At 71.2% G+C, this 14,231-nt stretch carries 13 protein-coding genes; 5 read left to right on the top strand and 8 right to left on the bottom strand.

All coding sequences use genetic code 11. The features are described 5' to 3' along the window. Positions 1–22: 22 nt before the first annotated feature. Genes ACFW2Y_RS20245 through ACFW2Y_RS20230 form a run of 4 tightly spaced genes read right to left on the bottom strand, consistent with a single transcriptional unit; the run spans position 23 to position 4,518 of the window. Positions 23–751, bottom strand: a complete 729-nt coding sequence (locus ACFW2Y_RS20245; RefSeq protein ID WP_384880891.1) for an ATP/GTP-binding protein — start codon at positions 749–751, stop codon at positions 23–25. Beyond that, positions 732–1,145, bottom strand: coding sequence for a DUF742 domain-containing protein (locus ACFW2Y_RS20240; protein WP_384880888.1), 414 nt, complete (start codon positions 1,143–1,145; stop codon positions 732–734). Before ACFW2Y_RS20240 ends, ACFW2Y_RS20245 begins: the two co-directional genes overlap by 20 nt. Beyond that, positions 1,142–1,633, bottom strand: a complete 492-nt coding sequence (locus ACFW2Y_RS20235; protein WP_384880885.1) for a roadblock/LC7 domain-containing protein — start codon at positions 1,631–1,633, stop codon at positions 1,142–1,144. Before ACFW2Y_RS20235 ends, ACFW2Y_RS20240 begins: the two co-directional genes overlap by 4 nt. After that, the gene (locus ACFW2Y_RS20230) at positions 1,630–4,518 is read right to left on the bottom strand and encodes a nitrate- and nitrite sensing domain-containing protein (protein ID WP_384880883.1); all 2,889 of its coding nucleotides are present in this window, start codon (positions 4,516–4,518) and stop codon (positions 1,630–1,632) included. The genes ACFW2Y_RS20235 and ACFW2Y_RS20230 overlap by 4 nt, the downstream gene beginning before the upstream one ends. 371 nt (positions 4,519–4,889) lie before the next feature. Here ACFW2Y_RS20230 and ACFW2Y_RS20225 point away from each other — a divergent pair, with 371 nt between their 5' ends. After that, entirely contained in the window at positions 4,890–5,681 is a 792-nt protein-coding gene (locus ACFW2Y_RS20225; protein ID WP_384880880.1) for a hypothetical protein, read from the top strand. Positions 5,682–5,890: 209 nt separating this feature from the next. Here ACFW2Y_RS20225 and ACFW2Y_RS20220 read toward each other — a convergent pair whose 3' ends face one another. Further along, the gene (locus tag ACFW2Y_RS20220; protein ID WP_384880877.1) at positions 5,891–6,373 is read right to left on the bottom strand and encodes a MarR family winged helix-turn-helix transcriptional regulator; all 483 of its coding nucleotides are present in this window, start codon (positions 6,371–6,373) and stop codon (positions 5,891–5,893) included. Positions 6,374–6,594: 221 nt separating this feature from the next. On the opposite strand from ACFW2Y_RS20220, the gene ACFW2Y_RS20215 reads away from it, so the two are divergent. Further along, positions 6,595–7,428 (top strand): lysozyme, encoded by an 834-nt coding sequence (locus ACFW2Y_RS20215; RefSeq protein ID WP_384880875.1) that lies wholly within the window; start codon positions 6,595–6,597, stop codon positions 7,426–7,428. A gap of 234 nt (positions 7,429–7,662) precedes the next feature. Beyond that, positions 7,663–8,547 carry a lytic polysaccharide monooxygenase gene (locus ACFW2Y_RS20210; RefSeq protein WP_384880872.1) on the top strand — a complete coding sequence of 295 codons (885 nt, stop codon included), beginning with the start codon at positions 7,663–7,665 and terminating at the stop codon, positions 8,545–8,547. Between the two features lie 31 nt (positions 8,548–8,578). Here the strand turns inward: ACFW2Y_RS20210 and ACFW2Y_RS20205 are convergent, their stop codons facing one another. From ACFW2Y_RS20205 to ACFW2Y_RS20195, 3 genes are all read right to left on the bottom strand, one after another. After that, positions 8,579–9,172: a DUF4240 domain-containing protein gene (locus ACFW2Y_RS20205; RefSeq protein ID WP_384880869.1), complete on the bottom strand. Its 594-nt coding sequence runs from the start codon at positions 9,170–9,172 to the stop codon at positions 8,579–8,581. 99 nt (positions 9,173–9,271) lie between these two features. Then, entirely contained in the window at positions 9,272–11,683 is a 2,412-nt protein-coding gene (gene lon, locus ACFW2Y_RS20200; protein ID WP_384880867.1) for an endopeptidase La, read from the bottom strand. A 355-nt stretch (positions 11,684–12,038) separates the two neighbouring features. Then, entirely contained in the window at positions 12,039–12,557 is a 519-nt protein-coding gene (locus ACFW2Y_RS20195) for a hypothetical protein (RefSeq protein WP_384880864.1), read from the bottom strand. 273 nt (positions 12,558–12,830) lie between these two features. Here ACFW2Y_RS20195 and ACFW2Y_RS20190 point away from each other — a divergent pair, with 273 nt between their 5' ends. Both ACFW2Y_RS20190 and ACFW2Y_RS20185 read left to right on the top strand, forming a co-directional pair. Continuing rightward, entirely contained in the window at positions 12,831–13,277 is a 447-nt protein-coding gene (locus ACFW2Y_RS20190; protein WP_384880863.1) for a hypothetical protein, read from the top strand. 447 nt (positions 13,278–13,724) lie between these two features. Next, entirely contained in the window at positions 13,725–14,219 is a 495-nt protein-coding gene (locus ACFW2Y_RS20185; protein ID WP_384880860.1) for a hypothetical protein, read from the top strand. The last annotated feature ends 12 nt before the right edge of the window (positions 14,220–14,231 follow it).

Here is a 14,231-nt window from a genome sequence, read left to right as displayed (position 1 = left end):
GCTCCTGGCGTGACGGGGCGGGCTATTCGGGGGTGGCTTCGAGAGCGTGCGCGACCATCGCGAGCAGGCTCTCCACGACGCTGTACCGCTTGCGCGCATCCATGATCACCACGGGTACGTGCGCGGGTACGGTCAGGGCCTCCCGCACGTCGTCCGCCTCGAACAGCTCCGTGCCCTCGAAGTGGTTGACGGCCACGATGTACGGCAGTCCGCAGCTCTCGAAGTAGTCGAGTGCCGGGAAGCAGTCCGTGAGCCGTCGGGTGTCGGCGAGCACGATCGCCCCGATCGCACCGCGCACCAGGTCGTCCCACATGAACCAGAAGCGCTGCTGCCCCGGCGTGCCGAAGACGTACAGCACCAGGTCGCTGTCGAGGGTGATGCGGCCGAAGTCCATCGCCACCGTGGTGGTGAGCTTGTCCGGGGTGGCCGTGAGGTCGTCGGTGTCCTCGCTCGCCCGGGTCATCAGGGCTTCGGTCTGCAGCGGGGTGATCTCCGAGACCGCGCGGACGAAGGTGGTCTTGCCGACCCCGAAGCCCCCCGCGACGACGATCTTCGTCGCGATCGGGGCCCGGGAGTGGTCGAGCTGCCAGTCCTGGGCGCCTTCTTCGGTGTCTATCTCCGCGGGATCGGGCTCCGCGGCACGACTCAGGGGATCCGCGGACCCCGGCTGGACGGGGATGCCGGCGGTCGCCGGCGCCTCGGTGGTGGCGGTTTCGGAGACGGCGGTGGCGTCAGAGACGACGGAGTCCACTCAGCACCCTTTCGAGGAGCGCGCGGTCGGGCTGCCCGGTGCCGTGACCGGTCCCGTACACGCGGATCTTTCCCTGGTCGGCCAGGTCGCTGAGCAGCACCCGGACGACCCCCAACGGCATCTTCAGAAGAGCCGAGATCTCCGCCACCGTCCGCATCCGGCGGCAGATCCCGACGATGGCCCGCATCTCCGGCATCAGGCCCCGGGCGGTCGGCCCGCCGTCCGTCAGGGCCCTGCGCGCGGCGGGCGCTTCGAGCGCCGCCACGAAGGTCTCGACGAGCAGGACGTGACCGAAGCGGGTACGGCCGCCGGTCAGCGAGTACGGACGCACGCGCGCGGGGCGCCGCCCCTCTCCCCGTACCGGCAGCCTGAAGGCGTGCGAGGCGGAGGTCACCGGGGACTCTCCAGCGATTTGCGCAACTCGCTGCGGACTTCGGGGGTGAGTACGTGGCCGGCGCGGCCCACGAAGAGGGCCATGTGGTAGGCCACCACGCTCATGTCGCAGTCGGGCTCGGCGTGCACGCCGAGCAGTGAGCCGTCGCTGATGGACATGACGAAGACGCTGCCCTCCTCCATCGCCACCATCGTCTGCTTGACGCCGCCGCCGTCCATCAACCGGGCGGCACCGACGGTCAGGCTGCCGATGCCGGAGACGATGGTGGCCAGATCGGCGCTGGAGCCGCGCGGCCCTCGGGGGCGGTCGTTGCCGGCTGCGTCCGCCGCGGTCGGCTGGGCGGCCGAGTCCGACGAGAGCAGCATCAGTCCGTCCGAGGAGACGACGGCCACCGAGCGGAGCCCCGGCACCTCCTCCACCAAATTCCCCAGCAGCCATTGCAGGTTGCGGGCTTCCGTGCTCAGTCCGAACGTTCCCGTCGCAGTCAACTGCGTGCCTCCTCGCCTGTGTCCCCCGTCATCTCCCCTGTACGTGCAGTCCTGGTGGCGTCTATTCGCGCCGTGCCCAGCTCCGCCTCCACGTCACGCCGTCCGGCCAGGGCCCCCCGGTGGAAGCCGCCGAGCCGGCGGCGCAGGGCCTCCGCGTCCACGGCCCCCTGGCGGGGGGTGGCGCTGGGGCCCGCCTGTCGAACCACCTGAGGGGTGCGCTTGGGCAGGCCCTTCTCGGTGACCCGCTCCCACTGTCCGGGGCGCGGTCCGGGCACCGGTTCCCCGGCGAGCGGGGCTTCGGCGGTCGGCGCGGACGGCGCGGCGGTCGGCGCGGGTGTCGGCACGGGCGCCCCGACGAGGGGCTCCTCCCCGTCGCCGGCCCGCTCGTGGACGTCCGGCTCCGACGACGGAACGGGCAGCCGCACCTGCAGGGTGGTCTCGGCGACGGACGGCCCGTGCTCGGGGGCCCCGGCCGGTTCTCCGCGCCCGGACGCGGAGGACTCCTCCGGCCCGTGCCCGTAGGGGTCGTCCGACCGGACCTCGGAGGGAGAGGCGTACTCCTGCTCCGGAGTCCGTGCCCGGACCCGTTCCGCGTCGCCCTGCACTTCGGCCGCCTGGAAGGCGCGTTCCGCGGCTTCGACGAGCGGATCGCGGGTCCGGGACGGCAGCGTGTTGGAGTTGGCCTCCGCGACCGAGCCGGGCAGCTGGAGCACGCCCGCCGCACCGGCGCCCCCCACGGAGTCCGTGGGGGCCGGCGGCGGGGCGCTCGGCAGCAGGGGCAGCGGCAGGACCACGACGGCGGCCGTGCCGCCCGGCTGCTGCTCGCGCAGCTCGACGCGGACCCCGTGACGGGCGGCGAGGCGGGCGATGACCCGCATGCCGAGCCCCTCGCCCTCGAAGGCCTCCGCGTCGGCCTCGGCGAGGCGGGCGTTGAGCTCGGCGAAGCGAGTGGCGGTCATGCCGATGCCAGCGTCCTGCACGGAGAGCATCACCTCGCCGCTCTCCAGGAGCCAGCCGGAGAGCTGGACCTCGGCGTCGGGCGGCGAGAAGGAGGTGGCGTTCTCCAGGAGTTCCGCAACCAGGTGGCTGAGGTCGTCCGCGGCGAAGCCCGCGATCTGGGTGTGCGGCGGCAGGGACTGGATGGTGACCCGCTCGTACCGCTCGATCTCGCTGACGGCCGCGCGCAGCACGTCGACGAGCGGGACCGGTCCGGCATGGCCGTGGACGTGCTCATGACCGGCCAGGACCAGGAGGTTCTCACTGTGGCGCCGCATGACGGTCGCCATGTGGTCGAGCTTGAAGAGGGTCGCGAGCCGGTCCGGGTCCTGCTCGCGCTCCTCCAGCTTCTCGATCACCCCGAGCTGCCGCTCGACGAGCCCGAGGCTGCGCAGCGAGAGGTTGACGAACGTGTGGTGGACGGTGTTCCTGAGCCGTTCGAGGTCGGCGGTGAGGAGGGCGACCCGGCCCTGGAGCTCGGCGCGCTGGGTGGCCAGCTCGGTGCCGACGGCCTCCTTGGCCGCGGCCAGGTCGGCCTGCTCGTCGGTGAGCCGCTCGGTGCGCGCGGCGAGTCCGGCGAGCTTGCCGTGCAGGGCGTTGAGGGACCGGACGACCTGGGCGAACTCGTCGTTGCGACCGGTGAAGCGGACCGCTTCTTCGGTGTGCGGCTCGGGGGCGGCGGCCAGCCGGGCGGCGCCGAGGCGGAGGACCGCGAGCGGCCGGGTGAGGCTGCGGGCGACGTAGGTGGAGATGCCGACCGCGACCAGCAGACAGCCGCCGAGGAAGGCGAGGCGCAGTTCCAGGGCGGTGACGTCGTCATCGCGGAGGTCTCCGAGGCGCGCGACCCGCTCGGTGGCGAGGGCGGACTCGACGCCGCGCATCTGCTCGATGCGCGCGGAGAGGGCGGACTCCAGGGCGACCGGGTCCGTCCCGCGCTCGGCCTCGGTCAGCTGGGGCTGGTCGGTGAGGCTGGCGAGCGCGAGTTGTGCGGTCTTGACGTCGGGGCCGGTGACGGTGGCGGCGAGGGAGTCGCGGGCGGGGGTGCCGGCGGCCTGGTCGAAGTCGCCGAGGGCGGCGAGTTCGCGCACGCGTGCTTGCTGGGCGGCGGCCGTGAGGGCGTCACGGGCCCGGTTGGCCTCGGCGGCGCCCTCGGGCTCATCGGCGACGTAGGTTCCGGTCTGGGGGTCGTAGTGGACGCCCCCGGTGGGTTCGGGCTGCGGCACGGAGAGCGCGGCGAGCAGGAGGCCACGGGTGGCGGAGGCCTGTTCGACGGCGCGGCCGAGGGCGGCGGGGGCCCGGGTGGTCCCGACCGGAAGGACGTCGACGGCACGGGCGGGGGTCTTGTCGGCGAGCTCGTCGGCAAGGGCCTGGAGCTTGGCGATGACGTTGGAGTACGCCCGGTGGGCCTCCAGGGCCGTGCCCTTGCCGGTGAGTGCGGCACGGCGGATGGAGGGCACTCCGGAGAGGTCGCGGCGAAGCTCGGAGGGGGCGGCGGGCAGGATCTCGTCGATCTGGCGGTCGACCCGGGTGGACCGGGCGTCGGTGACCTGCCGCCGGTGCTTGTCGTCGCCGCTCTGACGGTCGCGGCCGGCGGCGACGTAGGCCACGACCTCGTCCCGCTCGTCGGCCAGCGAGTGCGCGAGGGTGACGGCCTGTCGGTCGAGTTCGGCGAGGGTGATCAGGCGCTGGGTCTCGATGAACTCGGTGGAGGCGGCGAGGATCGCGGGGGCTCCGGCGGCGAGGACGGTGACGCCGACGAGGGCGACGCCGACGACGAGTCGGTTGCGGACGCGCTGGGTCCGGCCGGTGGGGGCCAGCGGCTCACCGGGGGTCTGGCTCTGCGTGCCGTTCTTGCTCCGAGGCCGCTTCTTCTCCACCGGTGCTCGCATTCTTGTTTCGTCCGCCCATGAAGCAGAGGTGACGACCGGTCACATGGAGCGCCCCCACCCCTGGTACGGCTTCCGACCATTCCAGCGCTTCCGGGAAGGGGACGGGCATCGGCCACTCCGCCACCCGAACGAGTGAACAACACTCAGTAGTTGGCTAACAACTTCCGTCGCTGGAGCCGGCGGCGGCGGACCGGGTGCCGGTTGGATCTTCCGGTCGGGCTTTGGCAGGATGCGCGCCCGCAGCTCCCCGGAGGGGCGTGTTCCGGCCTTTTCGCCACCTCCACGGGGTTGGTACAGGCCTTTTCTGGTCATTTGCAGGTCCCGTGAAGGGACTCCCGGGAGAAACCGCGGGAGCGGGCACACTGGACGGCATGCGCAGCGAACTCGCCTCCCTGCCCGGCAGCCCCGAACGCCCCAACGAGGACTGGGTGGCCGCAGCTCTACCAGCTTCGGGGGCCGGGGGAACCATCGTCCTGCTCGACGGCGTCACACCCCCCGCGGGTGATGACGGTTGTGTGCACACGGTCCCCTGGTTCACCGCGCGCCTGGGCGGGGCTTTGACCGAACTGTCCGGTTCCCGGCGAGACGTGCCCCTGTCCGAGATCCTCTCGCTGGCAATCCGGCGCACCGCGAACACCCACCGTGACACCTGTGACCTTTCTCACGTGCGGACACCGCAGGCAACCGTGGTGATCGCCCGCTGGGACGAGGTCGCGGTCGAGCACCTCGTCCTCTCCGACTCCGCCCTGCTCCTGGAGGCGCCGGACGGTTCGGTGCGGGCCGTGCTCGACGACCGGCTCGACCGGGTGCCGCGCGAGGTCCTGCGCTCCCTGGAGGCGACGGACCGGCTGCGCAACCGGGAAGGCGGCTTCTTCACCGCGGCTGCGGATCCCGCGGTCGCCGACCGGGCGGTGGTCGGCAGCACGCCCCGCGCGGAGGTGCGGGCCCTGGCGGCACTCACGGACGGGGCGAGCCGCTGGGTGGAGCTGTTCGGCGAGGGTGACTGGACGGACTGCTTCGGCGTGCTGCGCAAGGAGGGGCCGGCCGGCCTGCTCCGCCGGGTGCGCGCCTTGGAGGAGGCGGACCCGCGGGCGGGCGGGGCGCACCGCTGGAAGCTCCACGACGACGCGAGCGCGGTCTACGCGGAGCTGCGGGAGCACTGACCGAGCGGGAAGGCCGTTCCGCGGGCCCTCCGCGCCTGCCGCCCCGCACCCCTCGGGGCCCGGGCCCACGGCCTGGGGCTGAAGGCTGGGGCGTGGGGGCCGGCGCATGGGGGCCGAGGGCTGAGGCGTGGGGGCCGGAGTCCCGGACCCGAATGTGCGGTCGCCCTCCTCCCCGACTCCGTACGGGAAAGGTCGCGCGTCCCGCCCCTTCAGCCCTCCGAGCGGACGTTGAAGTGGTTGAGGAGGCGGGCGAGTTCGGCCACCTCGGCGCGGTCCCAGTCGGCGAGCTTGCGGACGTAGCGCTCGCGCCGGGCGTCCCGGACGCTGCGGAAGCGGCTGCGCCCCTCCTCGGTGAGGCGGACGAGCGAGGCGCGGCCGTCGGCGGGATCCGGGTCCCGGGCGACCAGCCCGAGCTCTTCCAGGGCCCGGAGCTGGCGACTCATGGTGGCCTTGCCGACGCCGAAGTAACCGGCGAGTTCGGTGGCCCGCTGGGGGCCGGCGTCGTCCAGGCGAACGAAGAGGCCGTAGGCGGCGGGCTCCAGCTCGGGGTGGACCTCGCGGGCCATCTCTCCGGACTGGGCACGGGCACGGCGCAGGAAGACCGCGAGTTCCCGTTCGAGGGCGAGGAACTCCTGGTCCACACCGCCCCCGACGGCGGCCCGACCTTCTTTTTCCGTACCGCTTCCGTGCACGTCAGCACCTCTCGCGCGCTTTCCGGTCGCTGAAAGTTTCTTCCGGCGGCACCCGTCGCCGCAGCTCCCCCAGTATTTCGCAGGCGTAGACCAACGACGGCAACCAGGCCCCCTTCCACCGGACGGGTCTACGTGCGTAGCGTCTCCTCCGGAAGCCTGAATGACATGTCCATTGCAGGTTTGCCACCCCCGCTCCCCCACGAGCCCTTCGGAGGCACGCGATGCGTGTGCACAGATCCGGAACCACCCTCATCGGCGCCGCCCTCGCGGTCGCGCCCTTCCTCGCCCTCGGCCCCTCCGGCACCGCCGCCGCCCAGGATCCGGGCGCCCGACAGCTGCCGCCGCGCGGCTCCGCCCACATGGGCATGGGCGTGATCGCCCACGACGGCAAGGGGGCGAAGCCCGGCGGCTCCCCCTCCCTCCTGGCCGTCCAGACGGAGGGCGTCGACGTCTCCGGCCACCAGGGCAACGTGGCCTGGTCGACGCTGTGGAACAGCGGCGTGAAGTGGGCCTACGTCAAGGCGACGGAAGGCACGTACTACAAGAACACCTACTTCGCGCAGCAGTACAACGGCTCGTACAACGTGGGCATGATCCGCGGCTCCTACCACTTCGCGACCCCGGACACCGCCTCCGGTACCGCCCAGGCCGACTACTTCGTGAACAACGGCGGCGGCTGGTCCAAGGACGGCAAGACCCTGCCGGGCGTGCTCGACCTCGAATGGAACCCGTACGGCGCCACCTGCTACGGCAAGTCGACGTCCGGGATGGTGGCCTGGATCCAGGACTTCGTGAACCGCTACCGGTACCGGACCGGACGCGACCCGGTGATCTACACGGCCACCAGCTGGTGGAAGCAGTGCACCGGCAACTACGGGGGCTTCACCTCCACCAACCCGCTGTGGATCGCGCGGTACGCCTCCCAGGTCGGCGAACTCCCCGCCGGCTGGGCGTACTACACGATGTGGCAGTACACCTCCTCGGGTCCGACCGTCGGCGACCACGACAAGTTCAACGGAGACCTCTCGCGGGTCCGGGCGCTCGCGAACGGCTGACGCACACCACCACTTCCCCCCTCCCCGGATGCACCGCCACGGACGCCCCGCCTTTCGACGACCTCCCGGACCTACGGCATCCGGGAGGTCGTTTCGGCTTTTTCCACCCCCAGCCCTTGCCGATTGGTATGGACCAATGCGAGGCTCTACGCCGGCCGCTCGGTACTCAACTTCCAGGCGTCCCGCGCGCGTTGCTCGTTCCGTACTCCCCCACGCACGAGAGAGAGCCCTCGCATGCCCTCCTACCGCCGCACCGCCGCCGTCGCCGCCGCCACCCTCTCGGCCGCCGCGCTCGTCGGCCTCACTCCCACCGCCGCCGGCGCCCACGGGGCCGTCTTCAACCCCGTGAGCCGCGTGGCCGCCTGCTACGCCGAAGGCCCCGAGACGCCCAAGTCGCAGGTGTGCAAGGACCTCGTCGCCGATTCCGGCACCCAGCCGCTCTACGACTGGAACGAGGTCAACATCGCCAACGCCGCCGGACAGCACCAGGCCCTCATCCCGGACGGCAAGCTCTGCTCGGCCAACCGCGAGAAGTACCGCGCGCTGGACTGGGCACGCACCGACTGGCCCTCGACGGCCGTCGCAGCCGGCTCCTTCGACTTCAAGGTCCGGGTGACGGCTCCGCATTCCGGCACCATGACCGTCTACATCACCAAGGCCGGCTTCGACCCGACCCAGCCGCTGAAGTGGTCGGACCTGGACCCGAACCCCGTCGCCGTCTACGACACCACCCGCACCGCGACCGACGGCTACTACGGCTTCACGGGCACCCTGCCGGCCCGCACCGGCCGCCACATCGTCTACAAGGTGTGGCAGCGCAACGACAGCCCCGAGGCCTTCTACAGCTGCTCGGACGTCACCTTCGGCGCACCGGCGGCAGCGAGCGGGGCCGGGGCCGCCGAGGCGCCGACCGAGGCCGAGATCGCGGCGGGCTCCACGCTCTCCACCGTCAGCCACGCGGGCCACGGAGGCGACGAGCAGCCCCCGGCCCTCTCCGCCGAGACCACCGGGGCCCCCTCTTCGCCGCTCCCTCTGGCGCTCACGGGTGCGGGCGCCCTCGCCGTCTTCGCTGCGGGCAGCCTGCTGCTGGGCCGCCGCCGCGACTCCTCCGCCTCCTAGGACGCCTCCCGGGCCCCTTCGCGGGCCCTTCCTAGGGGCCGGAGGCGCCGAGCGGGAAGAGGGCGGAGAGGCGGGGCGTCACCCACCCCTCCGGCCGATGCCCCCGGGGCTCCCCGCCCTCTTCCCACTCTCCCGCCGTCACCGCGGCGTCCTCCGCCTCCTCGACGGCGTCGAGGAACTCCTCCCCGTCGTCGTCCTCCTGACCGGTCAGCTCGTCGTACGCGTCCTGGGCCACGTAGTCGAGCTCCTCCCACTCGGGCCACTCGTCGTCGCGCCACTCGTCCGGGTGTCGGCCCGCCAGGGCCCTCACCCCCGGCACGTCGGCCAGCGCGTCCGGATCCGCGAGGACCGCCTCGTACACCGCACGCCCCTGACCCACCAGCCAGACCGTGAAGTAGTGGAAACCGTCGTCGGTGCAGGAACCGCCCTCGATCCGGTTCGCCGCCGTCCAGAGCGCGGTCGTGTCGGCGGCCCCGCACGCCCTCTCCAGCTGCACCTGGAACGCCACGCTCTCGGCCGCCGGACGGCGCATCAGTTCCGCCCGCAGCCATTCCAGTCGCTCGTCCCGGTCACCGGGCCGGCGGCTCAACTCGTCGATGAGGACCCAGAAGGCGTCGTCGTTCATGTGTACGAGGATGCCAGCCGGGACTGACAGTCCGTACGCCGGAGCGGGGCGCCCGTCGAGGACGCCCCGCTCTGGTGCGAAAAGGGCAACGGCCGTGTCTCAGGCCGCCACTTCGACCGGCAGCGCCGCCGGGGAGAGGGCGATCTCCAGGACCTGACGGACGTCCGTCACCGGGTGCACCTCCAGCTTCTCCAGGACCTCCGCCGGGACGTCGTCCAGATCCGCCTCGTTCCGCTTGGGGATGACGACCGTGGTGATGCCCGCCCGGTGCGCGGCCAGCAGCTTCTGCTTCACCCCGCCGATCGGCAGCACCCGACCGGTGAGGGAGACCTCGCCGGTCATGGCCACGTCCGTGCGGACGAGGCGACCGCTCAGCAAGGAGGCGAGGGCCGTCGTCATCGTGATGCCCGCGCTCGGTCCGTCCTTCGGCACCGCCCCCGCCGGGAAGTGGATGTGCACGCCCCGGTCCTTGAGGCCGGTGACGGGCAGCTCCAGCTCCGCTCCGTGCGAGCGGAGGAAGGAGAGCGCGATCTGCGCCGACTCCTTCATCACGTCGCCCAGTTGACCGGTGAGGGTCAGTCCCGCGGCGCCCGTCTCCGGATCGGCGAGGGAGGCCTCGACGAAGAGGACGTCACCGCCCGCGCCGGTCACCGCGAGTCCGGTGGCGACGCCCGGCACGGCCGTCCGGCGCTCGGCCGGGTCCTGGGCCGACTCGGGCACGTGGTGCGGTCGTCCGATGAGGTCCCGGAGGTCTTCGGGGCCGACCGTGAAAGGAAGCTCGCGGTCGCCCAGTTCGTGCTGGGCGGCGACCTTCCGCAGCAGCCGCGCGACGGCCCGCTCCAGGGTACGGACGCCGGCCTCGCGGGTGTACTCGCCGGCCAGCTTGCGCAGCGACGCCTCCTCCAGGACCACCTCGTCGGGCTCCAGACCGGCCCGCTCCAACTGGCGCGGAAGCAGGTGGTCACGGGCGATGACGACCTTCTCGTCCTCGGTGTAGCCGTCGAGGCGCACCAACTCCATGCGGTCGAGCAGGGCCTCGGGAATGGCTTCGAGCACATTGGCGGTCGCGAGGAACACCACGTCGCTCAGGTCGAGCTCGACCTCCAGGTAGTGGTCGCGGAAGGTGTGGTTCTGCGCGGGGTCGAGGACTTCGAGGAGGGCCGCCGCCGGATCGCCCCGGAAGTCGGAGCCGACCTTGTCGATCTCGTCGAGCAGGACCACCGGGTTCATCGAACCGGCTTCCTTGACGGCCCGGACGATCCGACCGGGCAGGGCGCCGACGTAGGTCCTGCGGTGGCCGCGGATCTCCGCCTCGTCCCGGACGCCGCCGAGGGCGACCCGCACGAACTTCCGCCCCATCGCGTGCGCGACGGACTCGCCCAGCGAGGTCTTGCCGACGCCGGGCGGGCCGACGAGGGCGAGGACGGCGCCGCCTCGACGCCCGCCGACCACGCCGAGACCGCGCTCGGCGCGCCGCTTGCGCACCGCCAGGTACTCGGTGATCCGCTCCTTCACGTCGTCGAGCCCGGCGTGCTCGGCGTCCAGGACCGCCTTGGCTCCCTGGATGTCGTACTGGTCCTCGGTCCGCTCGTTCCAGGGCAGTTCGAGGACGGTGTCCAGCCAGGTGCGGATCCAGGAGCCCTCGGGGGACTGGTCGCTGGACCGCTCCAGCTTGTCCAACTCCTTGAGCGCCGCCTCCCGCACCTTCTCGGGCAGGTCGGCGGCCTCCAGGCGGGCGCGGTAGTCGTCGGACTCCTCGCCCTCCTTCTCGCCGTTGAGGTCGCGCAGTTCCTTGCGGACGGCTTCGAGCTGGCGGCGGAGCAGGAACTCGCGCTGCTGCCTGTCGACGCCCTCCTGGACGTCCTTGGCGATGGTCTCGGCGACGTCCTGCTCGGCGAGGTGCTCGCGGAGCTGGGCGGTGGCCAGCCTGAGGCGGGCGACCGGGTCGGCGGTCTCCAGGAGCTCGACCTTCTGTGCGACCGTGAGGAAGGGCGAGTAACCGGAGTTGTCGGCGAGGGCACCGACGCCGTCGATCTGCTGGACGCGGTCGACGACCTGCCAGGCACCACGCTTCTTGAGCCAGCTGGTGGCCAGCGCCTTGTACTCCTTGACCAGCTCCGCCACCGAGCCGGGCAGCGGGTCGGGAAGGGTCTCCGCGACGGTGCTGCCCTCGACCCACAGGGCGGCGCCGGGGCCGGTCGTACCGGCGCCGATGCGGACGCGGCCGAGGCCCCGGATCAGCGCGCCGGGATCGCCGTCGGACAACCGTCCGACCTGCTCGACGGTGCCCAGGACGCCGGTGCTGGCATAGGTCCCGTCGACCCGCGGCACGAGCAGCACACGGGGCTTGCCCGCCCCGGTGCGGGCTGCGGCCTGGGCGGCCTCGACGGCGGCCCGCACCTCGTTGTCGGACAGGTCCAGCGGCACCACCATTCCGGGCAGCACGACCTCGTCGTCGAGCGGCAGCACGGGCAGGGTGAGCGGCACGGACGCCACGGACTCAGAAGCCATGATTTCCCCTTCGGCAGTCAAGTTGAGCTGTACGGACTCAATGCTTGTGAGCCTCGGAATGTTCCCGGACGTTTGTTCGCTCTGGGCGATCATCGTTTCTGTCCTGTGACGCCGATCTCTTCGTTTCGCAGCTTCACTCTCCGTGTGATCGTTCGCTTTGCAGAGTGACCTTTCGTCGCGGGGTGGGCTAGCGAGTCGCGGCATGTGCGTTAGCGCTGCAACCGAATGTGTGGGTCGTGGCCTCGGCGTTGGCAATGGCAGCGGCGGGCTCTGGCCTGGCTACGGCGCCGGAAGCGTGACCAGTGCGGACAGCGCTCGTCGCTGTGACAGCGGGGCGTGACGACGACGCGCCCGATCATCCGGCGGATCTCCGGGACGCAGAGGGGTATGAGATCTCGCTCGTCATCTCCGCTGCCCCTTTTGCGACTTCTTGCGCGCGGATGGATGTGAGGTAGGCGAGGACGGTCATGGCCAGGGTGATGTGCCGGTACCAGGCCCGGTAGAGCCGCACCTGGTAGTGGTCGAGCCCGCACTCGCCTTTCGCGATCTGGAAGCACTCCTCCACCTCCCACCTCGCCCCAGCGGCCCTGACCAGGTCTTTCAACCGGGAAGTGGTCGGTCCGTAGCAAACGTAATAGGCGAGGTCGGCAGGGTCGGCCAGGCTGCGGCGGGCGATCACCCAGTGCCCGTACCCGCCCTCCCAGGACGGCCGGACGGCGACACGGGCCCAGTGGTAGATCCGCTGACCATGGGCTCCGGCTCCGGCCGAGATCCGCTTCCACGCCTGCTTCGGCAAGGCCGCGACCAGAGCGTCGACGCGGGCGTCCTGGCCGTCAGCGGTGATCACGGTGTCGTTGACCTTGGTGGCCAGCACATACGCGGCCCGCCGGCCTTCGAGCCAGGCACGGAACTGGTCGAACTGGCGCCGCCGACGCCAAGCAGTCGCCCGCCGCTGTCACTACCAGCGGCGTTGTCGCACATTCGAGGGGCGATCCCCATGAGACCGCCCCCGCACGACCGAAGTCCCGCCACACTCCCGCCACCCAGCGAAAGACCAGGTCAGACACCAAAATCCTGCTGGAGTACTAGCACCTACAGCACCTCGAAACTGTTCACCGCGGTCTGTCCCGAGGACGTCAGCCTCGCCGTGATCATCGCCTCGCCCCACTGGCGCCGCCTCGCGAGCGGCAACATCCTGGACGGCCTCCGTTTCTGCGCGGAGACCAGCCGCCGGGTCAGCTACCCGTACAACGACAAACCCGAGTTGGGCGACGCCACAGCGCACTGGGCGATCGCCGACTCCTGGCGTCCGTCCTCCGCGCCGACCAACACCTACTCGCCGGCACGGGTCAACGGCGCCCTCCCGCCCCTGCACCGCGCACAAGCCCGGCGGCACGAGCAGAGCGCGCTGTGGTTCAGCCGGAACCGCAAGGCCGGCGCCCCTCCGCTCCGCCACCTCCACATCCGTCCCGTCATCGACCGCCCATGGGCTCCGAAGTACGAACGGACCGAGGGATCGATCTGGCACAGCAAGCAGGCCGATCCGCAGTTTCTCGACTGGGACGCACGCCGGCGAGCGGAGGAAGGAGCCTGACAGCTCGCCCGGTTGATGCCGCCAATCAGGCGTTTATCGAACGTTTAGTCTCCACAGGCATATCGAACGCCTCAACTGCAATAGCGCCACGCGGACGACACGGAAAGAGATTCACCCGTTCTATGGCGGCGTCCAGCGCAGTTGCCTGGCGATGGACATGCGGGAAGTGCGCCAAGATCCCCGCTCAATCAGTACCGGCCCTACTCCGTTCGAGCCACAAGTCACCCCTGTCTCAGCCGTCCCCCGCGGAACTCCACGGTCCGTGGGGACACAGGATTTGATCTGTGTGAGGCTCACACCGCGAAGCCGACAACGGCAGACCAAGCCGAACAGCCGGCTCCGCACCACGACCTCGGGGGAACACCGGTTAGCCACCGGTCGCAAGGTCCCTGCGGTCCGACGTCGACGTCTGCAATCCGCACCACAACGACCAAGGAGCGCACCATCATGTCCATTTCCTTCCGCGCCGCCAAAAGAGGCGCACTCGCGGTGGCCCTGGCAGGGCTGATGCTGGCCGGAGCGGGTCAGGCCACCGCTGCCAGCGAAGGCGCCACGATCTCCGACAGCGCCTCGGTCTCCATTCCGGGTACCGGAGCAGTCATCCAGGCCAACACCTGGAACTGCAACTTCTACAGCGACAAGTGCTCGTTCGCCACGTCCTCGAAGGCCCTCAAGAGCGGGTCCGCGTACAAGGTCGAGACGATCAAGAACACCGCGACGGTCACCGCGAACGGCTGGGGGGCGACCATATCGGTGTCGCCGAGCGCCACGCAGGTGAGCAAGGAGACGGCCCGGATCGCGTGGACGAACACCAACACGTGGATCTCCGACATCAGCGGGATCGCTGACCCGTCGGGCGCCTTCAACACGAGCATCACCACCTGCTCCGACGCGTACGCGTTCAAGAGCGGTTCGAAGGCGTGGTCGTCGGCCTGCACCTGATGAACCCGTGTG

The organism is Streptomyces sp. NPDC058877 (assembly GCF_042742855.1).
Classification (GTDB): domain Bacteria; phylum Actinomycetota; class Actinomycetes; order Streptomycetales; family Streptomycetaceae; genus Streptomyces.
The sequence above is the reverse complement of the archived record's forward strand: the minus strand, read 5'-3'. Positions and strand labels throughout refer to the sequence as shown.